Below are 21,807 nucleotides of genomic sequence, written 5' to 3' on the forward strand. Positions count from 1 at the left end.
TTGAGGAGAACACCATGACCTATCAGATGACATCCGATCAGCAGGGAATCCGCGATGCCGTCCTGCGGATTTGCGAAGAGTTCGACGACGAGTTCTGGCTGAACCGGGATCGCGAAGGCGGCTTCCCGCACGAATTGCACCAGAAGCTGGCCCGCGATGGCTGGCTGGGAATCGCCATCCCCGAAGCCTACGGCGGCGCCGGACTTGGCATTGTCGACGCTGCGATCATGATGCAGGCGATCGCAGAGTCCGGGGGCGGCAACAGCGCCGCCTCGGCGATCCATATGAACATCTTCGGCCTGAATCCGGTCGTCAAGTTCGGCACCGAGGACCAGAAGAAGACCTATCTTCCGCCACTGGTGGCCGGCGAGCAACGGGCCTGTTTCGGTGTCACCGAACCGACGACCGGCCTCGACACGACCAAGCTGAAAACCCGCGCCGTGCGTCAGGGCGACCGCTATGTCGTGCATGGGCAGAAGGTCTGGATTTCGACCGCCCAGGTGGCCGACAAGATCCTGCTTTTGGCGCGCACCACCCCGCTTGAAGAGGTCAAAAAACCGACCGAAGGCCTGAGCCTGTTCTACACCGATCTTGATCGGACGTTCGTCACGGTGCGCGAGATCGAGAAGATGGGTCGCAAGTGCGTCGATTCAAACGAGCTGTTCATCGACGGGCTGCCGATCCCGGCCGAAGATCTGATCGGCGAGGAAGGTCAGGGCTTTCGCCAGATCCTGCACGGGCTGAATCCCGAAAGGGTGCTTATCGCCGCTGAAGCGGTGGGCATCGGGCGCAACGCGCTTCGGCGTGCGGCGGATTACGCCAATGAGCGTGTCGTCTTTGGCAGGCCGATCGGACAGAACCAGGGTGTGCAGCACCCGCTGGCCGCCTGCTGGGCCGAGCTGGAAGCCGCCAACCTCATGGCGATGAACGCCGGCGCGCTTTACGATGCCGGCAAGCCCTGCGGAAACGAAGCCAACGCAGGCAAATACCTAGCCGGCGAAGCGGCGGTGAAGGCGACGCAGACCGCGCAGCTTACCTTCGGCGGTTTCGGCTATGCCAAGGAATACCATGTCGAGCGGCTTGTGCGGGAAGCCATCCTGTTCCGCATCGCGCCGGTCACCCCGCAACTGGTGCTGTCGTTCATCGCGGAACATGCGCTCGGCCTGCCGAAGTCCTACTAGTTTAGAATATCAAAGGAAGACCCATGCGAATTGACGGAATGGATGCCATTTTCGCCCCTCGTTCTGTTGCCGTGATCGGCGCGTCGAGTGACCCCAAGCGCATCGGCGGACGGCCGGTGGATTTTCTCATACGTCACGGGTTCGACGGCCCGATCCTGCCGATAAATCCGAAGTCGCCCGAGGTGCAGGGTTTGACGGCCTATCCGTCGATCTCCGAGGCCCCGACGACCCCGGATCTGGCGGTGATCGCGCTGCCCGCGCCGCTGGCGGTTCAAGCGGTCGAGCAATGCGCGGCCCGCGGCGTGCGGGGGGCGGTGATCTTCAGCTCGGGGTTTTCCGAGGTTGATTCCGAAGGCGCCGCGCTTCAGGCGCGCATGGTGGATATCGCGCGCGAAGGGGGTATGCGGCTTGTCGGGCCGAACTGCCTTGGCATCGCCAATGTGCGCCACAATCTTTACGCCACCTTCACACCGGGGGTCGAAAAGCACCTGCCCAAGCCCGGCGGCGTGTCGATCGTCAGCCAGAGCGGCGCCTTCGGGTCGTATTGCATGACGCTGGTCAGGATGCGCGGACTGGGTGTGAACCTCTGGGCGACGACGGGCAATTCCTGCGACGTCGATTTCGCCGATGCGGTGGCCTATTGCGCGCAGGATGACGAAACCCGGGTAATCATGGGATACCTCGAAGGCGCGACCGACCGCGACAGGCTGGTCGAGGCCCTTGAACTGGCGCGCGCAGGGGAAAAGCCGGTGGTCATGATGAAGGTCGGCCGCAGCGCGGTCGGTGCCGAGGCCGCGCAATCGCATACCGCCTCGCTGGCGGGGTCCGACGCGGTCTATGACGCGGCCTTTCGGCAATACGGCGTCTACCGGGCGCAATCGGTCGACGAAATGTTCGATGTGACCTATGCCTGCGCCGAATCCGGTTCGATGATGCAGGGCGACCGGCTGGGTCTTGTGACGGTGTCCGGCGGCGTTGGGGTGCTGATGGCCGACGAGGCCGAGAAACTGAAACTGGACGTGCCCGCGCTTCCCGATCACGCGCAGAAAAAACTGAAAGAGGTGCTGCCTTTCGCAGGTGTCCGAAATCCGGTCGATGTGACGGCGCAGTTGGTCAACCAGATCGACCTGCTGGAAACCAACATGGATGTGTTGTTTGGCGACGGCGAAATCGACGGAGCCATCATCTTCATGTCCACGGTCGGTCTTGTCGCCGACCTGAACGAAGCCATCCGGACCGGGCTGGAGCGCATCCGCGAGAAGTTTCCCGGCCGGCCGATGCTGTTCTGTTCGCTGACCGAACCCGAGGGTCGTGCTGCATATGAAAAGTCGGGGTTCATCGTGTTCGAGGAACCGACCCGCGCGGTCCGTGCGATGGCCGCATTGCGCTATTTCGCCAGGTCCTTCGCTCGGGCCGGCGAACATGACCCGATACCCGAACTGTCCGACCTGTCGCCGTTGCCGGACGGCATGGTGAACGAGATCGAGGCCAAGGCGCTGCTTGCCGAGGCCGGCATCGGGATCGTGCGCGAAACCCTGGCCAGGACTCCGGAGGCGGCAGCCGAGGCGGCGCAGGAGATGGGCTTTCCGATCGTGTTGAAGATCGCCTCGCCCGACATCCTGCATAAATCCGATATCGGTGGCGTGGCGCTGAACCTGCGCTCGGTCGAAGAGGTCCGCTCTGCCGGGGCGCGCATTCTGGAACTGGCGTCCGAGAAAGCGCCCGATGCGCGAATCGACGGTCTGGTCGTGGCGGAACAGGCAGCACCTGGGCTGGAGGCCATACTGGGTGTGACCCAGGATCCGGCGTTCGGCCCGGTGGTCATGTTCGGTCTGGGCGGCGTGCTGGTCGAGGCGCTGGGAGACGTGTCCTTCCGGGTTGCTCCTTTCGGTCCCGCCGAAGCGCGCCGCATGATCGACGAAATCCACGGTCGAAAACTGCTGGACGCATTCCGGGGGGCGCCCGAACGCGACATCGGCGCGCTCGCCGACGCCCTTGCGCGCCTGTCGGCCTTTGCCGCCTATCACGGGGCAGCGCTTGAGACCATTGATGTGAACCCGTTGATCGTCGGGCCCAGTGGCCAGGGCGCCGTGGCCGCTGATGGCGTAATCATCCCCACAAAGCGAGGCGGCCACTGACAAACGAGCCCGACATCTTCCCGATCCCCTGACAGCTGCGGCGAGCCTTCTGCGATTTTCTAACAGTTGACAGAAACCACATACGCGGCCATTTTGCTTTCGGAATACTGTTCATATAATAGTATGCTGGGAGGGGATCATGGAAGACGCGCATCAGACGCTGGCGAAGACCGGCGGGGACCACATCGTGAAATCAGTCGCCCGCACCTGTGAAACGTTGGTGTATTTCGACGAGGTGCGACGGCCGCTATCGGTCGTGGAAGTATCCAAGAAACTGGGGTATCCGCAATCGAGTACCTCGGCGCTCTTGAAGAGCATGGTCAGCCTCGGCTTCCTGACACACGATGCCCGAAACAAGAACTACTTCCCCACGGAACGCGTCCCTCTTCTGGGCTCATGGATGAACCCGGATCTGTTCGGCGAAGGCATCATCCAGCGGTTGCTCAAGGCGATCGCGCAACGGACGCAACATGTCGTTGTCCTGGGAACAAAGAACGGTGACGAAGCCGAGTATGTCCAAGTAATCCGTCCGAAGAAGTCACCGATCCACCACATTTCACTCGGTACGCGACGTCCGCTGGGGACTTCGGGGGTGGGGCGGGTTCTGATGAGCCGCTTCAGCGATGAAGAAGTGTGCCGCCTGTTACGAAAGATCAATGCTTATCGTGCGCCCGACAAACCGGCGGTGGACGTGAAGGCCTTCGTCGCCTCGTTGGCCGAGACCCGTGCCAAGGGGTACTATCTTTCCACCGATCAAGTCGTCAAAGGCGCCGGATTGATCTCCATGCCTTTTCCCAGCCACCAGAGTTCCCGCCTTTTTGCCGTCGGGGTTGGTGCCACAACGGATGTCATCCAGCGATCCGAGAACGAGATTGTTAGGATCATGCGTGAAGAAATTGTTCGGCATCTGGGAAAGAAAGGTCATGATCCTAGAGTCTGTTGAACATCGGGATCCCCACCCGTCGTGATTTTTGTGCCCCCCTGGCAAAAGAGTAGGTTCTGACCCTGGTCAGAATCGGTAACCCACTGGCGCTGGCTTTTTGCAAAGTCAGGGTAAATTGACGGCAGCGGGTTGCAGTGGTCCCATGAGGCAGGCACCGGCCTTTTCGCGCGAGCGCGTCGTCTTCGGTCGTCCGATCAGTCAGAACCAGTCTATCCAGCGTCCGCTCGCTTCGGTGTGGATGCGTCTTCAGTTCCGCCGCGCTTTACGTTCAGAACAGGCTCCGCGGGCTCCAGGCCAATACCGCGCGCACCCTAGCAGGATCGGCAGCCTACGAAGCGGCGTTCCGGGCGGTGCGCACCCATGGCGGCTTTGGCTTCGCGCAGGAATACCACGTCGAGCGCTACTTTCGCGAAAGCGTGCTGAACTTCATCGCGCCGGTCAGCGAGGAACTGATCTTCTCTTACGTGGCCGAGAAAGCGCCGGGGATGTCCAAGTCCTGTTGACGCTTGATTAACGCGTGGCTGTCGCTGCGGCTTCGGTTGGCGCAATAGCATATATGTGCGATCTGGTGACCGCATCGGAGTGGGCACCGCTTCCGCATTGACCGGGCCGCGTGCCGTGTGGTTGCGTCGAACCAGGAAGGCCGACCTGCGGACGGGCCACGAAACGGTCCATGAGGCACCCGCCGAAACACTACGAGAGGGGCCGGGTTCGGGAAGCGTCGGCCGACGCAGGGAGGGAGAATTACGATGACCGTATTGAACGGACTGGATCGGCTTGCCGCAGGCGCGGCGCTGATAATTGCGGGTGCGCTGGCGCCGCAGGTGGCCTTGGCCGAGACAACCCTCAAGGTGGCGGACACTTTTCCGCCGGGCCACTACATCGTCGAAACCGGCACCGAATACTGGATGGAGCGGGTGACCGAACTGACCGACGGTGAGGTCAAGTTCCAGTATTTCGGCGCCGGGCAGATGGGCTCGCTTCGCGACATGTTCTCGATGGTGCAATCGGGCGTGGTGGACATAGGCTATGTTCCACCGGCCTATAACGGAGGCACGATGCCGCTGGCCGGTGTGCACACGCTGCCGGGTCTGTTCTCGCAAAGTACGGTCGGCACGCCGGCTTTCTACGATACGGTGACCTCGGGGCCGATCCTGGAGAACGATTTCCTGAATAACGGGATGCGCCCCCTCTGGGGCGTGATGACCTCCACCTACAACCTCTTCACCCGTGGCAAGGAGATTGACGGCCTGGAGGATATCAAGGGGCTCAAGTTGAAGATCATCGCTGGCAACATGTCGGAATCGATCAAGGCTCTGGGCGGCGCTCCGGTGGATATTCCCAGCCCCGAAACCTATCAGGCGATCCGTACCGGTACGGTTGACGGCGCGATCTTCCCGACCACGAGCGTCTATTCCTACAAGCTCGACGAGGTGATCGACACCGCTGTGCTAGGGCTGGATGTCTTCGTGTACTGGGCACCTTACGTGATCCGCGAAGAAGTCTGGCAAGGGCTTGCGCCCGAGTATCAGGAGGCCATGCAGCAGGCGGCGCAGGAGGCGATGCAGCGCGTCGCCGAGGAAACCGACCGCTCGGCAGCCGAACTCGAAAACAAGATGCGCGAAAGCGGCATCGAAGTCATCGTTCTCGACGAAGCGCAGCGCGAACAGGTCAAGGCGGCCACGGCGCCGGTCTTCGATGCCTGGATCGCCGGCGTCGAAGAGCGTGGCATGCCCGGCGCCGAGGTGTTGGAGGCTTTTCGCGCGAATATCGAAAAGCACCAGAAGCAGTAAGGCTGCGCGACCGTGCCCCCGCATGATCGTGATCCCGAAGGGGACGCCGTGCCGCCGCCGAAGGCTGGATTGCACGGCCCTCTTGGCCGCGCGATGGACCGGGTGGACACCTGGGCGAGCTGGCTGTCGCGCGTGGCGATGATGATCATGCTGGCGCTGATCCTCATCCAGGTCTTCACCCGCTATGTCCTGAACGACCCGATCAAGGGCGTCATAGGGGCCACCGAACTTTATCTGATGCCCATAATCGTGTTCGGAAGCCTGAGCTATCTTGAGATGCACGATGGCCATGTGCGGGTGGGGATCCTGTTCGAGGCGCTTCCAGACAAGCTGCGCACCGGTCTCGACGTGGTTCTGCGTCTGGTGGCGGCCGCGTTTTTCGCGCTGGTGTGCTACGGTGCCTCGCGTGAGGCGCTCAAGGCGTGGGATTTCGGGTATCGCACTTCGGGCGACATCGACGCGCCGCTCGTCACCGCCCTCGTGATCGCGCCGATCGGCTGCCTGCTGATTGTCCTGCGGCTTCTCGTGAACGTGGCGGGCGACGTGCAGCGGCTCCGCGACACCACGGATCGGACGGTCTGAACATGGAATATCTCGCACCCGTGTCCGTCCTGCTGGCGGGACTTCTCGTCGTCGGGATGCCGATTGGCTTCGCTATGGGCATCGCCGGCACTGTGGGGCTTTATCTGATCGGCGGGCTCAATCTTGTGCTCGGGATCCTGTCGGTCGCCCCCTATCGCAACACAGCCTCCTGGTTGCTGACTGCCATACCGCTCTTCATCCTTATGGCCGAGATCCTTTCGGCCAGCCGGATCTCGTCGGACATGTTCCGCGCCGCCAACAAGTGGGTCGGGCATCTGCCGGGCGGGCTGGCTGTGGCGACGGTGTTCACCAGCGCAGGTTTCGGTGCCGTGTCTGGCTCGTCGACCGCCGCCACCGCGACAATGGCCCGCACCGTCGCGCCGGAGGCCAATAAATACGGCTATGACCGTGGTATGATCGTGGGCACGGTGGCGGCAGCCGGCACGCTGTCGATCATGATTCCGCCGTCGGTGGTGCTCATGGTCTACGGCATTATCACCGAAACCTCTATCGGCGGGCTCTTCATCGCCGGCATCGTGCCCGGACTCATCACCGCGCTGTCCTTTGCCGCCATCACCATGGCCTGGGCGGGGCTGAACCCAAATCTTGCGCCGCCGGTGCAAAGCCACAGCTGGCGAGAGCGCGTCCTGTCGCTGCGTGAGCTCTGGCCGGTGATCGTGCTGTTCGTGTTTGTGGTCGCCGGAATCTATTCCGGCGCCGTCACCGTCACCGAAGCTGCGGCGGTAGGCTGTTTCGGCGCGATCCTGATCGCCGCCGTGATGCTGCGGCGCATGGGCTGGCGCGACTTCATGGACGCGCTTGAACGCACCACCCGCCCCACGGCAATGATCTTTACCATCATCATCGGGGCCCATATCTTCGGTTATTTCGTTACCCTCACGATGGCGCCGCAGGCGCTGGTCTCCTACGTGCAGGGGCTGGAGATCAGTCCGGGAATGGTGATCCTCATTCTGATCGTGATCTACGTGCTGCTGGGTTGCGTCATGGATCAGCTGGCGATCCTGATCCTGACCATGCCGATCGTCTTTCCGATGGTCATGGAACTCGGGTACTCGCCGATCTGGTTTGGCATCCTCATCACCAAGACCGTCGAGATCGGGCTGATCACGCCGCCCATCGGGATGAACGTATTCGTCGCCAGCTCGATCGCCGGGGTGCCGCTCAAACGAGTCTTTGTGGGCGTGCTGCCCTTCGTTCTGGCAGAGTTCGCGGTTCTGGCGATGATCGCGTTCTTCCCTGAAATCGTAACCGCGTTCTCGGGCGAGTATTAGACAATGCAAAGGAGCAGAAAGTGGAACTGGGACTGAAGGACAAGGTGGCAATCATCACCGGGTCGGGCCGCGGGATCGGCGCGGTGACAGCGCGCGCGCTGGCCGAGGAAGGGGCGAAGGTGGTGATCACCGATATCGACCCGGAAACCACTGAAGCGACCCGCGCCGCGTTTGCCGCCGACGGTTACGCGGCGATCGGCGCCGTCTGCGACGTCACCGACGAGACACAGGTCAACGCGCTCGTCGCGCGCACGATCGAGGAATTCGGGGCGGTCCATATCCTTGTGAACAACGCCGGCTTTCCGCGCGACAACTACATCACCAAGATGCCGGAGCAAGATTGGGATGCCGTGGTGGGCGTGATCCTGAAAGGTGCCTACAACTGCTCGCGTGCCGTGGTGCCGCATTTCATGGAGCAGAACTGGGGCCGGGTGATCAATATCTCGTCGCGCGCCTATCTCGGCAATCCGGGGCAGACCAACTATGCGGCGGCCAAGGCCGGCATCATCGGCTTTACCCGGGCGCTTGGGATGGAGCAGGGGCGCTTCAACGTCACTGTCAACGCCATCGCGCCGGGTTTCATCGCCACCGACATGATCGAGGCGCTTCCGAACTATGACCGGATCAAGTCGCGCGCGCTGGCGATGAACACCGTGCCGCGTCTGGGCAACGAGCGCGACATCGCCAACGGCGTGGTGTTCCTGGCCTCGGATGCGGCGGAATACATCTCGGGTGAGACGCTGCACATCACCGGGGGCCGATATGGCTGAACATGTCGCGCCGTCCACCGATAACCAGGAGCAAGAGACGCGGATGCTGCGTGACAGCATACGGGGTTTCATGGCGCGCGATCTGACCGAGGCGCGCATCGCCGAATGCGAGGCGGCGGGCGAGCTGCCTTGGGAGATGGTGGGCGAGCTTCGTCAGTTCGGCTATCTCGGCGGGTTGCTGCCCGAAGACGCGGGCGGCTACGGTCTCAGCTACCGCACCTGGGCGATGATGATGGAGGAAGCGGGGTATCGCTGGCTGTCGCTCCGGGTGCTGCTCAACACCGTCAACATCGTCGCCGCGCTGCTGCACCATCTGGGCGATGCCCGGCAGAAGGAGAAATGGCTGAAACCCGTCATGGCCGGCGAAATGCCAGTCTGGGTCGGGATCACCGAACCCGACCACGGCTCGGATGTCGCTTCGGTCCAGACCCGCGCCGAGGACAAGGGCGACCACTGGCTGATCAACGGCGGCAAGCTGTGGACGACGAACGGCGTTCACGGCCGTGTCGGAATCCTGGTGGCGCGGACCTTCACCCAAGGCTGTGATGGCGATCTGAGCCTGTTTATCGTGGACCCCGAGGAAACCGATTTCGAAGCCTCGCGCGTGGGTACGATGTTCATCAAGGCCACGGCGACCTCACAACTCGCGTTTAATGACGCAAGGGTGCCAAAGGAAAACCTGTTGGGTCCGGCGGGCAAGGGCCTCAAGGCGATCCTTACCGGGTTGAACTATGGCCGGCTCAACGTGGCGGCGGGCGCAGTTGGCGCGGCGCAGCGGTCGCTGGACCTGTCCACCGATTACGTCAAGACGCGCAAGCAGTTCGGCAACGTGATCGGAAGCTATCAACTGGTGCAGAAGCTGATCGTCGATATGACCATCCGCACCGAGGCCGCCCGCGCGCTGACGGACCGTGCCGCCCAAGCGCTGGACGCGGGTCTGCCCGGGCGCAAGGAATGTTCGATCGCCAAGCTTTATGCCAGCGAGGCGGCGCATGAGGTGGCCTCGATGGCGCTACAGGCGCACGGCGGGCTGGGATATTCCACCGACTACCCCGTCGAGCGGTTGTTCCGCGACACGCGCGGCGGGCTGATCCCCGAGGGCACGTCGGAAATCCAGACATTGATCATAGGGCGTGAGGTTCTCGGGATCTCGGCCTTCACCTGAGGAGGCGGCCATGCCGATGACCTTTCTCCATGCCCTCAGGCTGAATGCACGGCGGTTTCCGATGAAACCCGCAGTGGTGTTTGAGGGGCGCAGCCAGAGCTATGCAGACGTCCTTGACCGGGTGGAACGGATGATGACGGTGCTGGCGCGGCGCGGCATCGGACCGGGCGACAAGGTGGCGGTGATCTCGGAAAATCATCCCGATTTCCTTGCCGCCTATGTGGCGGTGACCGGGCTGGGCGCGATCCCCGCGCCGATCAACTATCGCATCGCGCCCGAGGTCATGGCCGATGTGGTGGCCCGCTCCGACAGCAAGGCATTGCTGCTGGGAGAGGCGGCGCTGGACCATGCCGATCTGTTCCGGACCGTGGTGGACGACATCATTGCCCTGGGCGACGTGGCAGAGGACGCGCAAGGCCTGCCGCGCCTGTCGGACCTTCTGGCAGACACCCCGCCCGATCCACCGCAAGGGCAGGATGGCACCACGATCATGCTGCACACCTCGGGGACCACCGGCAAGCCCAAGGGTGCGCTGCGCAGCCTGTTCGGCATGGAAGAACGCGCCATTGAACAGCGCTTTCGCCCCGACGACCGGGCGCTATCTGCGCTGCCGATCTGCCTGTCGGCTGGCTGCACATACACGCTGCTACCGCTCTATCTGGGGGCCAGCGTCTATCTGATGCGCCGCTTCGACGGCGCCGGTGCGCTGCGCTTGATCGAGGACGAACGGCTGACCGCCACGATGCTGCTGCCGGCCATGCTCCAGCGGATGGTCGAGGCCGAGGGCTTCGCCAGCGCCGACCTGTCGTCACTACGCACGCTGCAATCGGGCGGCGGCGAAATGTATCCTGACCTCAAGCACGCTGCGCTGGACAAGTTTGGCGATGCGCTGATGATCTATGCCGCGTCAAGCGAGGCGGGCCCCTACGCCAACCTCACCGCAGAAGATCTGCGCCGGAATCTGGCGGGCAACTGCGTTGGCCGCCCGTTCTTTGGCGTTGAACTGAAGATCCTCGACGACGATGGAAACGAGGTGCCGCAGGGTGAAGTCGGCGAAATCTGCACCCGCAGCGAAAGCCGCTACGACGGGTATTACAAGGACGACGCGCTGACTTCCGAAACCCGGCGCGGCGATTATCTGACCGTGGGCGATCTGGGCCGGATCGATGCCGAAGGGCTGCTCTGGTTCACCGGCCGCAAGCGCGACATCATCAAGAGCGGCGGCATCAATGTCTACGCCCCCGAGATCGAAGAAGCGCTGGCCAGCCACCCGGCGATCGCCGAAGCGCATTGCGTGGGTCTGCCCGATCCGCGCTGGACCGAGGCGATCTGCGCGGTGATCGTCCCCGCGCCGGGCGAGCAGCTGACAGCGGCCGATGTGATCGCGCATGCCGAAACCCGGCTTGACCGATACAAGCGCCCGCGGCGGGTGGTCTTCATGGCGGCGGTGCCGCGCAACCTGACCGGCCGCGTTCTCAAGGCTGAACTGAAAGAGGCAGTGCTGGCACTGCCAGAGGAGGAAACCCAATGACACGGCCCGATCTTTCGGCCCTGAAGGGCCAGCAGCTCTACTGGGAGGACCTGAACGAAGGCGACCAGTTCGACAGCCCCACCCGTACCATCACCGAGGCAGATGTAGCGAATTTCGCCTGCCTGTCGGGCGATTTCAACCGGCTGCACGTCGATGCCGAATACGCCGCCGATTCGGCCTTTGGCCAGCGCATTGCACACGGGTTGCTTGTGGTGTCGGTGATGTCGGGGCTGACCACGCGGATGCTGATGAACACGTTCCTGGAACCCTCGCTTCTGGGGCTGCTCGACATGCAGTGCCGGTTCCCGAAACCGACCCTCATCGGCGACACGATCGGGGTGCGCGTCACCGTAGCCGAGAAGCGCGAGACCTCGAAACCCGAACGCGGCATCCTGTCGTTCCGGCGCGAGGTTATCAACCAGCGCGGCGAAACCGTGGTGGAAGGGGTCTGGAAACTGCTCGTACGGCGGGCGCCGCAAGGTGGCTGAGCAGGTGGTCGCCCGCGACTTTCCCGATCTTTCGCGGCTCTTGTCGCCACGCAGCGTGGCGATCCTGGGGGCCAGTGAAAGGCCCCGTAGCGTGGGCAGCGATACCTTGCTGAACCTTACCGAGCATTCCGACTTCGATGGGCAGATCTTCCCGGTCAATCCCGGGCGTGAAAGGGTGCATGGTCTTCTTGCCTATCCCGCAATTTCGGCCTTGCCTGGTCCCGTCGATGTGGCGGTGGTGTGCCTTCCTGCCGATGCGGTGGTGGGCGCCTTGCGCGATTGCGCGGCGGCAGGAACTGGTTTCGCGGTGGTCTTCACCTCTGGCTTTGGTGAAACCGGGGATGAGGGCCGGGCCGCTGAAGCCGAGATGGCCGAAATCGCCCGGCAAAGCGGGATGCGCATCTATGGTCCGAACTCGCCAGGGCTGAGCAACATCAACCGCCGCCTTGGGCTGACCTTTTCACCGGTGTTCAAGAACGACACGCTGGGCGGCGGCATTGGGCTTGTCACCCAGGGCGGCGGACTTGGCCGTGCCTTCATCCAGGCAAGCGAGCGCGGCATCGGCGTTGGCCTGTGGTGCTCTACCGGCAACGAAGCCGATCTGACCATGGCCGATGTCGTGCACCACATGGTGGGCGATCCCGACATAAAGGTAATCGCCCTTCTCGCTGAAGGCTTCCGCGACGGGCCGCGCTTTCTGGCGGCTGCCCGCGCCGCCGCCCGCGCCGGCAAGCCGGTGGTGGCGATGAAGGTGGGCAAGTCGGACTATGGCGTTGCCGCCACCCGTTCGCACACCGCCGCACTGGCGGGGTCGGCGACGGTCACCTCGGCGCTGTTTCGCCAGCACGGCATCGTCGAGGTGGACGATCTGGACGAGTTGATCGACACGGCGGCACTGTTCGAGCGTGCGGGCATCGCCCGACGGCAGGGCATCTGCGTCTATTCCTTTTCGGGCGGCACCGCCGCGCTGGCCGCCGACATGGTGGGCAGCGCCGGGCTGACCCTGTCCGAACTGGCCCCCGACACCCGCGCGGGGTTGCGTGCGCTGGCCCCGTCTTATGCGGCGCTCGAAAACCCGGTGGACCTGACCACCCAGGTCTTCACCCAGGATACGCTCAACCGCGACTGCCTGTCTCTGGTGGCGCGCGATCCGGCCACCGATGTGGTGCTCTTGCCGATCCCGGCCGATTACGGCCAGATTACCGACCGGTCCGCCGACGACATGGTCGCACTTGCGCCGGACAGTGCGGCGCTGTTGGTGCCGGTGTGGATGAGCGGGCACCGCGCCGCAGGCTATAGCACGCTGAACGCGGCAGGGCTGGCGCCCTTTCGCAGTCTGGGCAAGGCGGTCACGGCGCTGAAGCGGCTGATCTGGCGCGGCGACTGGACCGCCTCGGGCATCGACGCTCCGTCGCTGCCCGCGCTTCCGCCCGGCGAACTGGACGAGGCCGCGGCCAAGGCAGCGCTGGCCGGACTTGGTCTGACGGTGCCCGAAGGCCGGGTTGTGACCAGCGCCCAGGAGGCGGGCGCGGCGGCACGCGGGATCGGATTTCCGGTAGTACTCAAGGCGCTGGTGCCCGGCCTTCTGCACAAGACCGAAGCCGGGGCCGTGGCTGTCGGACTGACGGATGCGGAGGCGCTGACGGCAGCCTGGGACGCGATGACGGCGTCACTTGCGGCGCAGGGGCACAGGCTTGACCGTGCCTTGGTCGAGCGCATGGAACAGGGGCCGGGGGTCGAGGTGATGGCGGGACTGCACCGCGATCCGGTGTTCGGCCCGGTGGTCAGCTTCGGCCTCGGCGGCGTCATGGTCGAGGCGCTTTCTGACGTTACGCACCGCGCCGCGCCCTTCGGACGCACCGAAGCGCACGCGATGATCGACGAGATCCGCGGCCGCGCGCTGCTGGGTCCGCTGCGCGGCCGCCCGGGCGCCGATCTGGGCGCGCTTGCCGATCTTCTCGTGATCCTGGCCGCCCTGGGTGCGCGCGGCGACATCGCTGAGATGGACCTCAATCCGGTGCGCGCCGGTCCGGTGGGTGCCACGGTCCTTGACGCGGTGATCCTGCGCGCTCCGAGCAACACAGAAGGGAAGGCAAGACAATGACGGTAAAGACGGATATCGGCTTCACCACCCGCGACCGCATCTACGTGCGCGGGCGCGATCTGGCCGACGACATCCTCGGCAAGATGGATTTCATCGACATGATCTATTTCACCGCCACGGGGAAGGAGCCGGATGCCCGCACCCGTGCGATGACCAACGCGATCATCGTCACCGCCACCGATCACGGCCTTACCCCCAGCGCCATTGCTGCGCGAATGACGATCCTGGGCGCGCCGGAATCGCTCCAGGGCGCGGTGGCTGCGGGCTTGCTGGGCGCGGGGAATCATTTTCTGGGCACCATGCAGAACGCCGCGGCCTTTGCCCGCGACGAGATCGGCGAGCTGTCCGACAGCGACGATGACGCGGCCTATGCCGCCCGCGCGCAAGAGGTCGTATGCGCCTTTCGCGCCGCGCGCCGGATCGTGCCAGGCCTCGGTCATCCGATCCATGTGGCGGGTGACCCCCGCACGCCGGTCCTGCGCCGCATCGCGGGCGAGAACGGGTTCGACGGGCGGCACTGGCGCTTCATGGCGGCCGTCGAGGCCGCCGCCCGCGAGGAATATGGCCGTCTGCTGCCCATCAACGCCGCCGGCGCGGTCGGGGCCACCGTTTCGGACATGGGGCTTGCCCCGATCTGGGCGCGGGCCTTCGCCCTGATTGGCCGATCCGCCGGGCTTCTGGCGCATCTGATGGAAGAGCTCGAAAATCCGCAGGGTCAGAAGATCTGGGACATGATCCTGGAACAGGACGATTCGGCGGAATGCGCCGGGATTGCCGACCCGGACCGCGCGAACAGCGCAGGAGAGCAAAAATGACCGGCATTGCACCGCTTTCGGGGCTTCGCGTTCTCGATCTGACCGAGCTTCTGCCTGGGCCCTATGCCACGCAGCAACTGGCCGAGATGGGAGCCGAAGTCATCAAGGTCGAGCGTCCCGCGGGCGACGCCGCGCGCGCCATGTTCCCCGGCCTCTTTGCCGCCGTGAACCGCGGCAAGAAAAGCATCGGCCTGAACCTCAAGGACGACACAGACCACGCGGCTTTCCTGCGGCTGGCCAAATCGGCGGACGTGGTGATCGAGGGCTATCGCCCCGGCGTCACCAAGCGGTTGGGAATCGACTATGAGACGCTTTCAGCGCTCAATCCCGGCCTCGTCTACTGTTCGGTCAGCGGCTATGGTCAGACCGGGCCGGCGCGCGACTGGCCGGGACATGATCTGAACTACGCGGCGATGGCGGGCGCGGTAGCGATATCGGGCGCGCCCAACGGACCGCCTGAATACACGACGGGCGTGCCGATCGGGGATCTCTCGGCAGCCATGTATGCCATCATCACCATTCTTGCCGCGTTGCGCGGACGCGACGCCACGGGGCGGGGCCAGTATCTCGACGTGGCGATCACCGACGCGCTGGCCAGCTGGGTCGCCCCGCGCTACGGTGTGTGGGACGCTGGACGCCAGGCCGGACGCGAGATCACAAAGGCCGACATCCTGCGCCGGGCCGCCTATGGCATCTTCGAGACCGCCGACGGCAACTACATAACCATCGGGGCGATCGAGACGCATTTCTTCCGCCGCCTGATCCGCGCCACGGGGATGACGGGCTTCGACGATCCGGCGCTTGATGACTTTGCCGCACGCACCGACCGCGCGGACGATATCCGCGCCGCCTTGACCCCGTTGATCGCCGCGCGTCCCTATGCGCATTGGGCGGAGATCTTCGAGGTCGAGGATGTTCCCTTCGCCCCGGTCAACAGGCTGGAGGATCTGGCCCGAGACCCGCAGCTCAAGGCGCGCGGGATGGTGCGCTCAGCCGGCGCGGCGCAGGTGATGGCCTTCCCTGTGCCGATGGCCGGGATGAGCGACCCGGCTGGCCACGTCCCGGCAGTGGGCGAGCATCAGACCGAAATTCTGGACCATGCCGAAGAGACGGAGTGAGGGCAAATGCATTTCGACCTGGACGACTGGCAGGAAACGGCGCGGCGCAGCTTCCGCAAATATCTTGACGCCGAGGTGGCACCCCTGGTCGAGGCGCATGAGGATGCCCACAGTCCGCCGCCGCCCGAAGTGATGCAAAAGATGGGCGAGTTCGGCCTTCTGGGCGGTCTTTTGCCCGAGGCGCAGGGCGGGGCGGGGCTGGACTACCTCACCTATTGCACGCTCCTGTGTGAGCTGTCGCAAGTCTGGCCGTCGCTGCGCAGCATCGTCAGCACCTCCAACCTGGTCCTGATGATCATCGCGCAGCGCGGCACGCCAGAGCAGCAGCAAAGATGGCTCGGCGATCTGATTTCGGGCCGCAAAACCGCCTTCTTCGCACTGACCGAACCCAATGTCGGCTCGGACGCCAGCAATGTCGAAACACGGGCCCGGCGCGACGGCGATGGCTGGCGGCTGAACGGCCGAAAGCTCTATATCTCGAACGGGACCGGGGCCGATCTGGGGGTGGTCTTCGCGCGATCGGGCGAAGGTGATGGCGCGGGCGTCTCGGCCTTCGTGGTCGAGGCGGGCACGCCCGGGTTCTCGGCGCGCGAGGTGCGCAGCATGGGCATGAACGCCTGCCCGCTGGGCGAGCTTCTGTTCGAGGACGTGGCGCTGCCCCCCGATCATCTGATCGGCACCGAGGGCGAGGCCTTTGCCATCGCCAAACACTACCTGAACGTGGGCCGCTGCTTTGTGTCCTTCACCTGCCTCGGCCTGTCGATTGCCGCCTACGAGGCGGCGCTGCGCTATGCCGGTGAACGGGAACAGTTCGGGCGCAAGATCGGCGGTTTCCAACTGGTTCAGCAGATGATCGCCGACATGATGACCGGCGTGGAAACCTCGCGTCTGCTGGCCTGCCGGGCGGCCGACGCGCTGGACCGCAGCGCGCCGGATCGTGGCCGCGCCTGCTCGATGGCCAAGCGCCACAATTCCGACACGGCGCTCAGGGTCTGCGAGACCGCTTTGCAGGTGCATGGCGGGGCGGGCTATACCCGGGACTTCCCGGTGGAGCGCTACTATCGCGACGTGCGCCATCTGACGATTGCCGAAGGCACAAACCAGCTTCAGGCGCTGCTTTTGGCGCAGGGGGCCCTGGGCATCTCGGCGCTGCGGGGCTGATCGGTCCGCAGTTTGCGCACGGTCTGCCGCCGCTGCCGGTCTGAATGGCAGGCGGAATGCGGGCACAGGGCGGGTCAGATTCCCAAATACGAACGGCGCACGTGATCGTCGTGGCGCAAGACGTCAGAGGCTGCGGCGAGGGCGATTGTCCCGTTTTCCAGAACATAGGCGCGGCTGGCGAAATCCAGCGCCATGTAGACATCCTGTTCCACGAGAAGAATGGTCAGGCCGGTGCGGCGCAGACCGTCGAGGGCCTCGTACATCTGCTCGACCACCAGAGGCGCGAGGCCGAGCGACGGCTCGTCGAGCATGATCATGCTGGGCCGGGCCATAAGCGCGCGCCCGATCGCCAGCATCTGCTGCTGACCGCCTGAGAGCCCTCCGGCAAGTTCGCGGGCCTTCTGGCTCAGCATCGGAAAGAGTTCGTAGACCTCGGAAATGGCGTCCTTTCGGTCTTTCGCGTCGGGTGCGGCGCTCGCACCCACGATCAGATTCTGCTCGACCGTGAGTGACCCGAAGACGTGCCGCGCCTCGGGAACATGGACGAGGCCGAGGCGCGGAATCTCGCTGGCGGCAAAGCCGCCGATCTCCTTGCCATCGTAGCGGATCGCTCCGGAACGGGCGGCCACAAGGCCCGAAATCGTGCGCAGAAGGGTGGATTTTCCCGCGCCGTTCGGCCCGATCACAGCCACGACCTCGCCCTCGGCGATCTCGATGCTGACGCCGTGGAGCACGTCGAGCAGACCGTAACCGGAGACGAGAGACTCGATCGACAGCTTCATCTTGGGCCCCGGTTAGAAGTGCGAGGCCGGCCCAGGACCGTGTTGGAGATGATGTTGCGCTGAATCTGGTTGGTGCCCTCGATGATCTGCAGAACCTTGGCATCGCGGAAGTAGCGGTTGATCGGAACCTCGCTCGATATGCCCGCCGCCCCGAAAAGCTGGACGGCATCCTGGGCCACCTGCATTGCGTTGTCGGTGGCGAACCGCTTGGCCATCGCGGCCGCCGCGGCCAGTTCGGTTCCTGTCTTGCCGGCATCCACCAGGGCAGCGGCGCGATAGACCAGCAGCCGCGATGCCTCTACTCCGGTTGCCATGTCGGCGATCATCCAGCGCACGCCCTGGAAGTCTGACACCGGCTGCCCGAAGGCCTGCCGTTCGAGGATGAAATCGCGCGCCAGCTCCATCGCTCCCTGGGCCAGCCCGACGCCGCGTGCCCCGATGATCGGACGCGACTGGTTGAACGCTTCCATCACGATCTTGAAGCCTTTGCCCTCCGGGCCGATCCGATTCGCGGCGGGCACGATCATGTCCTCGAAGTGCAGAGCATTCGACGGCACGCCCCGGGCGCCGAGCTTGTCTTCCTTATGGCCAAGTTCGAGTCCTTTCGTGCCCTTCTCGACGATGAAGAAGTTGATCTCTCCGGTGCTGTCGCTGGCGCCGGTCTTGGCCGCGACCAGAACGAAGTCGGCGACCGCCGAGTTGGTGCTCCAGATTTTCTGGCCATTGATGCGATAAGCATCGCCCTCGCGCACCGCGCGGGTGCGGATTCCGGCAACATCCGACCCGCTTTGCGGTTCGGTGACCGCCAGCGCGCTCCGCAGGCTGCCATCGGCCAGGCCGGGCAGGAAGCGCGCTTTCTGCGCCTCGTCACCGCCGAACAGGATCGCGCCGAACGGGACCCACTGCACGATCAGCAGATAGGCGGTATTATAGCAGACGCGCGCCAGTTCCTCGACCGCCACGCAGGCGGCAAGCTGGCTTCCCATGCCGCCGTGCTCGGCCGGAAACGGCAGTGTGAACATCCCCAGTTCGCGCAGCAGATCGAACATGTCCTGCGGGTACTCCCCGCTGCGGTCGATTTCGTGGGCGCGGGGCGCCACACGCTCGTTGGCGACGCGCCGCACCATCTGCTGCACTTCCCTGACATCCTCGGGCAGATCAAACATCATCATTCAGGTTTCTCCCTTGTCGGTGTTGTCGGATGCTGCGGCGGCAGCGGCAGCGGCTTGTTGCGCGCGCTTGCCGAGATAGGCTTCGATCACCTGCGGATCCCGACTGACCTCGCTTGGCAGCCCCTCGGCTATCACCATGCCCGCGTCGAGCACCACAATCCGGTCGCAAAGCTCCATCACCGCATGCATCACATGCTCGATGATCACCACGGTAATCCCTTCCGCGCGCAGGCTGCGGATCAGCGCGATCACGCTTGTCACCTCGGTCGGGGTAAGCCCCGCCATGACTTCGTCGAGCAGCAATAGGGAAGGTCCCGTTGCGAGGGCGCGCGCGATTTCCAGGCGACGCCGATCCGACAGCGTGAGTTCTGCGCAAGGCACATCCCGGCGGGTCTCAAGCCCGACCCGGACAAGCACCCGCCCGGCGATGCTGCGGGCTTCGTCGTAGGAGCGGTCGGGAAGCGCTGCTGTGAATGCCGCCTCGGCCACCGTGAAGGACGCAAACGTCTGCGTGATCTGGAAGGTGCGCGCGATGCCCAGTTGGGTGCATTCGTGCGGGGCCAGCCCGTCGACGCGCTGTCCGAGCAGGGTTATCCGGCCGCGGCTTGGGGGAAAGGCACCGCCGAGCAGATTGAAGAAGGTCGTCTTGCCGGCGCCGTTGGGGCCGATCAGGCCGAGGATTTCACCCTGACGGACCTCGAGATCGACCGATTGCAGCGCCGTCACGCCGCCAAAGTCGCGGCCCACGCCTTCGGCGCTGAGGATTTTCCCGCCATCCTTGAGGTCGGCGGCGTGGCGCCGAGGCAACGGCCCTGTATCGACCGAATGCGGCAGGGCAAGGGTGAAGCCGGAAAACCATCGCCCGCCCAGTGCCCTGCGCAACTGCCCGATCAGCCCGCCCGGCAGAAGCAGAATCACCGCGACAAGGGCGGCCCCGTAGACCAGCTGGTGCGCGCCAGCCCCAAGCGACATCAACTGCACGCGCATGATCTCGCCCAGGGGGAAGAGCACAAGGGTGCCCACGACCGGCCCCAGAAGTGTTCCGGTGCCACCGACAACCGAGAACAGCAGGATCAGAATGATTACATGTACCCCCAGCACCGAATGCGGGTCTATGAAGCCCACGAACTGCGCGTAGAAGCCGCCCGCCACCGAGGTCGCCGCAGCGCTGATGGCGAAGGCGAGCTGCTTGGACCTGAAGAGGTTGATGCCTGACGCCGCCGCTGCGGCCTCGTTGTCCCGGGTGGCGCGCCAGATGAAGCCGTGGCGCGAATTCAGAAGCGCCTGCAGGACGAGAAGGAGCACGGTGTTGAATACCGCGATGACGAGCAGATAGGGCCAGAGATCATGAAAGCGCAGGGCCGCAAGACCGGTCTCGTCAAGCGGCATGAACATGCCGTTGGTGCCACCGAGTGCTCTGACCCCCGACACCCCGTAGAAAAGCGCATAGGCCAGGGCGAGCGTCAGGAGCGCAAAGACGAGGTGGCTGAGACCTTTCCGGAACGGAACGTAACCCGCCGCCAGTGCGAGAACGACCGACAGGGCCATGCCGAAGATCATCCCCAGCCAGGGACTGACCCCAAAAGTGGTCGCAAGGTAGATGGTGCAGTAAGCACCGACACCGAAGAAGGCCCCGTGGCCGAAGGAGACCTGGCCGACATAGCCGCCGATCAGGTTCCAGGCCGTGCAGAGGTAGCACCACACGAGCATCATCACCGCGACGCTGACCCAGTAGGCGTTCAGAACGGTGAGGGCGATCACCACCGCCACCCAGATGACCAGGACGGCGACTGCACCCTCGCTGCGCAGCACGCCTGCTATGGCACCCGCCGGGGATCGACCAAGGAGGCGGGCTGCGGTATCCGGTTTGCCGCTCATACTGTCGCCCCCCGCCCCAGAAGGCCGTGCGGCCTCAGAAGCAGCACGGCGCCGAACAAGATGTAAAGCCCCGCCGGCGCCGATGCGCTGTTGAAGATGGCGCCGGCCAGGGCCTCGGCCACGCCGAGAACCAGCGCTGCCACCATCGCACCGCGCAGATCACCTAGACCGCCCAGCACCACGATCATCAGAGATAGAACGCTGAACTGAAGCCCCACCACCGGGGTGACATGATAGAACCCCATCAGGCAGCCGGCGGCGACCGCCAGCGACCCCGTCGCGCCGACGAAGACCCACATCTGCACGCGCTGCACCTTCACGCCGCATAGTTGGGCCATCACCGGGTCTTCCGCCGTGGCACGGACGCGGTACCCCCAGACGGTCGCCGAGAGAAACCAGGCCAGCAACCCCGACGCCACCAGGGCGATGACGAAGCCTATCAGCAACGGCACGCTTACCACGATGGCGCCCAGATGGATTGTCGAGGCGCCGAGTTCGGTCCTCACGTTGAAAAGATCGGCCCCGAACCACAGGAACGCCGCGCTCTGGATCACGAATGACAGCCCAATGGTCAGCTGCGCCTGAACGAGAGGGGCAGAGCCGACGATCGGCCGGATGAGCAGCCCGAAGACCGCCCATCCGATCGCCATCATGGCAGGCACTATCAGGAGGCCCGCGAGGAACGGCGAGAGACCCGTGGAGGCGCTGACCAGCACCACGCCATACATGCCGACCATGAGCAGGTCGCCATGGGCGAAGTTCAGCACTCCCATGACACCGAACACCAAGGCCAGGGCCAGGGCGATAAGCGCATAAATGCCACCCATCAGGAACCCCGACACGGCCGCCTGAAAAAGAAGCTCAACACTCATCCTGCCCACTCCCGTACAGTTT

The 21,807-nt window shown here is 64.5% G+C and carries 18 protein-coding genes and 1 pseudogene; 15 read left to right on the forward strand and 4 right to left on the reverse strand.

Features of this window, described 5'->3' with window-relative positions:
- The first annotated feature begins 14 nt into the window (after positions 1–14).
- The 15 genes and pseudogenes from P1U75_RS04145 (at position 15) to P1U75_RS04215 (ending at position 17,081) form a co-directional block, all read left to right on the forward strand.
- Positions 15–1,181: an acyl-CoA dehydrogenase family protein gene (locus P1U75_RS04145; RefSeq protein ID WP_057817149.1), complete on the forward strand. Its 1,167-nt coding sequence runs from the start codon at positions 15–17 to the stop codon at positions 1,179–1,181.
- 23 nt (positions 1,182–1,204) lie between these two features.
- On the forward strand, positions 1,205–3,319 hold the full coding sequence (locus P1U75_RS04150; RefSeq protein WP_300240175.1) for an acetate--CoA ligase family protein: 2,115 nt from the start codon (positions 1,205–1,207) through the stop codon (positions 3,317–3,319).
- 139 nt (positions 3,320–3,458) lie between these two features.
- Positions 3,459–4,262, forward strand: a complete 804-nt coding sequence (locus tag P1U75_RS04155; protein WP_300240178.1) for an IclR family transcriptional regulator C-terminal domain-containing protein — start codon at positions 3,459–3,461, stop codon at positions 4,260–4,262.
- Positions 4,263–4,404: 142 nt separating this feature from the next.
- Positions 4,405–4,765, forward strand: a pseudogene (locus tag P1U75_RS04160) (acyl-CoA dehydrogenase family protein).
- A 246-nt stretch (positions 4,766–5,011) separates the two neighbouring features.
- Positions 5,012–6,055 (forward strand): TRAP transporter substrate-binding protein DctP, encoded by a 1,044-nt coding sequence (gene dctP / locus P1U75_RS04165; RefSeq protein WP_300240180.1) that lies wholly within the window; start codon positions 5,012–5,014, stop codon positions 6,053–6,055.
- Between the two features lie 12 nt (positions 6,056–6,067).
- Positions 6,068–6,637 (forward strand): TRAP transporter small permease subunit, encoded by a 570-nt coding sequence (locus P1U75_RS04170; protein ID WP_300240182.1) that lies wholly within the window; start codon positions 6,068–6,070, stop codon positions 6,635–6,637.
- Between the two features lie 2 nt (positions 6,638–6,639).
- On the forward strand, positions 6,640–7,929 hold the full coding sequence (locus P1U75_RS04175; RefSeq protein ID WP_300240184.1) for a TRAP transporter large permease subunit: 1,290 nt from the start codon (positions 6,640–6,642) through the stop codon (positions 7,927–7,929).
- Positions 7,930–7,949: 20 nt separating this feature from the next.
- Positions 7,950–8,699: a 3-oxoacyl-ACP reductase FabG gene (fabG, locus tag P1U75_RS04180; protein WP_300240186.1), complete on the forward strand. Its 750-nt coding sequence runs from the start codon at positions 7,950–7,952 to the stop codon at positions 8,697–8,699.
- Positions 8,692–9,864, forward strand: coding sequence for an acyl-CoA dehydrogenase family protein (locus P1U75_RS04185; RefSeq protein ID WP_300240189.1), 1,173 nt, complete (start codon positions 8,692–8,694; stop codon positions 9,862–9,864). The genes fabG and P1U75_RS04185 overlap by 8 nt, the downstream gene beginning before the upstream one ends.
- Before the next feature lie 16 nt (positions 9,865–9,880).
- Positions 9,881–11,395, forward strand: a complete 1,515-nt coding sequence (locus P1U75_RS04190) for an AMP-binding protein (RefSeq protein ID WP_300240225.1) — start codon at positions 9,881–9,883, stop codon at positions 11,393–11,395.
- Positions 11,392–11,883 carry a MaoC/PaaZ C-terminal domain-containing protein gene (locus P1U75_RS04195; RefSeq protein ID WP_300240191.1) on the forward strand — a complete coding sequence of 164 codons (492 nt, stop codon included), beginning with the start codon at positions 11,392–11,394 and terminating at the stop codon, positions 11,881–11,883. The genes P1U75_RS04190 and P1U75_RS04195 overlap by 4 nt, the downstream gene beginning before the upstream one ends.
- Positions 11,876–13,987, forward strand: a complete 2,112-nt coding sequence (locus tag P1U75_RS04200; protein WP_300240193.1) for an acetate--CoA ligase family protein — start codon at positions 11,876–11,878, stop codon at positions 13,985–13,987. The genes P1U75_RS04195 and P1U75_RS04200 overlap by 8 nt, the downstream gene beginning before the upstream one ends.
- A complete protein-coding gene (locus P1U75_RS04205) occupies positions 13,984–14,802 on the forward strand; it encodes a citryl-CoA lyase (protein ID WP_300240196.1) in 819 nt (272 codons plus the stop codon). Before P1U75_RS04200 ends, P1U75_RS04205 begins: the two co-directional genes overlap by 4 nt.
- A complete protein-coding gene (locus P1U75_RS04210; RefSeq protein ID WP_300240198.1) occupies positions 14,799–15,920 on the forward strand; it encodes a CoA transferase in 1,122 nt (373 codons plus the stop codon). The genes P1U75_RS04205 and P1U75_RS04210 overlap by 4 nt, the downstream gene beginning before the upstream one ends.
- 6 nt (positions 15,921–15,926) lie before the next feature.
- Positions 15,927–17,081 carry an acyl-CoA dehydrogenase family protein gene (locus P1U75_RS04215; RefSeq protein ID WP_300240200.1) on the forward strand — a complete coding sequence of 385 codons (1,155 nt, stop codon included), beginning with the start codon at positions 15,927–15,929 and terminating at the stop codon, positions 17,079–17,081.
- A gap of 74 nt (positions 17,082–17,155) precedes the next feature.
- Here the strand turns inward: P1U75_RS04215 and P1U75_RS04220 are convergent, their stop codons facing one another.
- Genes P1U75_RS04220 through P1U75_RS04235 form a run of 4 tightly spaced genes read right to left on the reverse strand, consistent with a single transcriptional unit; the run spans position 17,156 to position 21,785 of the window.
- Complete coding sequence (locus P1U75_RS04220) at positions 17,156–17,863, reverse strand: ABC transporter ATP-binding protein (protein WP_300240202.1); 708 nt, start codon at positions 17,861–17,863, stop codon at positions 17,156–17,158.
- Positions 17,860–19,032, reverse strand: coding sequence for an acyl-CoA dehydrogenase family protein (locus P1U75_RS04225; protein ID WP_300240204.1), 1,173 nt, complete (start codon positions 19,030–19,032; stop codon positions 17,860–17,862). Before P1U75_RS04225 ends, P1U75_RS04220 begins: the two co-directional genes overlap by 4 nt.
- Positions 19,033–19,035: 3 nt before the next feature.
- Positions 19,036–20,913, reverse strand: a complete 1,878-nt coding sequence (locus P1U75_RS04230) for a branched-chain amino acid ABC transporter ATP-binding protein/permease (protein WP_300240206.1) — start codon at positions 20,911–20,913, stop codon at positions 19,036–19,038.
- Positions 20,910–21,785, reverse strand: coding sequence for a branched-chain amino acid ABC transporter permease (locus P1U75_RS04235; protein ID WP_300240208.1), 876 nt, complete (start codon positions 21,783–21,785; stop codon positions 20,910–20,912). The genes P1U75_RS04230 and P1U75_RS04235 overlap by 4 nt, the downstream gene beginning before the upstream one ends.
- Positions 21,786–21,807: the final 22 nt, after the last annotated feature.

Source organism: Antarcticimicrobium sp., from assembly GCF_029212575.1.
Lineage (GTDB): Bacteria > Pseudomonadota > Alphaproteobacteria > Rhodobacterales > Rhodobacteraceae > Antarcticimicrobium.

Bases quoted from the DNA above. Each gene is read 5' to 3' on its own strand.
- P1U75_RS04145 (WP_057817149.1), top strand. From the start codon at position 15: ATGACCTATCAGATGACATCCGATCAGCAGGGAATCCGCGATGCCGTC.
- P1U75_RS04150 (WP_300240175.1), top strand. From the start codon at position 1,205: ATGCGAATTGACGGAATGGATGCCATTTTCGCCCCTCGTTCTGTTGCC.
- P1U75_RS04155 (WP_300240178.1), top strand. From the start codon at position 3,459: ATGGAAGACGCGCATCAGACGCTGGCGAAGACCGGCGGGGACCACATC.
- dctP (WP_300240180.1), top strand. From the start codon at position 5,012: ATGACCGTATTGAACGGACTGGATCGGCTTGCCGCAGGCGCGGCGCTG.
- P1U75_RS04175 (WP_300240184.1), top strand. From the start codon at position 6,640: ATGGAATATCTCGCACCCGTGTCCGTCCTGCTGGCGGGACTTCTCGTC.
- P1U75_RS04185 (WP_300240189.1), top strand. From the start codon at position 8,692: ATGGCTGAACATGTCGCGCCGTCCACCGATAACCAGGAGCAAGAGACG.
- P1U75_RS04190 (WP_300240225.1), top strand. From the start codon at position 9,881: ATGACCTTTCTCCATGCCCTCAGGCTGAATGCACGGCGGTTTCCGATG.
- P1U75_RS04195 (WP_300240191.1), top strand. From the start codon at position 11,392: ATGACACGGCCCGATCTTTCGGCCCTGAAGGGCCAGCAGCTCTACTGG.
- P1U75_RS04205 (WP_300240196.1), top strand. From the start codon at position 13,984: ATGACGGTAAAGACGGATATCGGCTTCACCACCCGCGACCGCATCTAC.
- P1U75_RS04210 (WP_300240198.1), top strand. From the start codon at position 14,799: ATGACCGGCATTGCACCGCTTTCGGGGCTTCGCGTTCTCGATCTGACC.
- P1U75_RS04215 (WP_300240200.1), top strand. From the start codon at position 15,927: ATGCATTTCGACCTGGACGACTGGCAGGAAACGGCGCGGCGCAGCTTC.
- P1U75_RS04220 (WP_300240202.1), bottom strand. From the start codon at position 17,863: ATGAAGCTGTCGATCGAGTCTCTCGTCTCCGGTTACGGTCTGCTCGAC.
- P1U75_RS04225 (WP_300240204.1), bottom strand. From the start codon at position 19,032: ATGATGTTTGATCTGCCCGAGGATGTCAGGGAAGTGCAGCAGATGGTG.
- P1U75_RS04230 (WP_300240206.1), bottom strand. From the start codon at position 20,913: ATGAGCGGCAAACCGGATACCGCAGCCCGCCTCCTTGGTCGATCCCCG.
- P1U75_RS04235 (WP_300240208.1), bottom strand. From the start codon at position 21,785: ATGAGTGTTGAGCTTCTTTTTCAGGCGGCCGTGTCGGGGTTCCTGATG.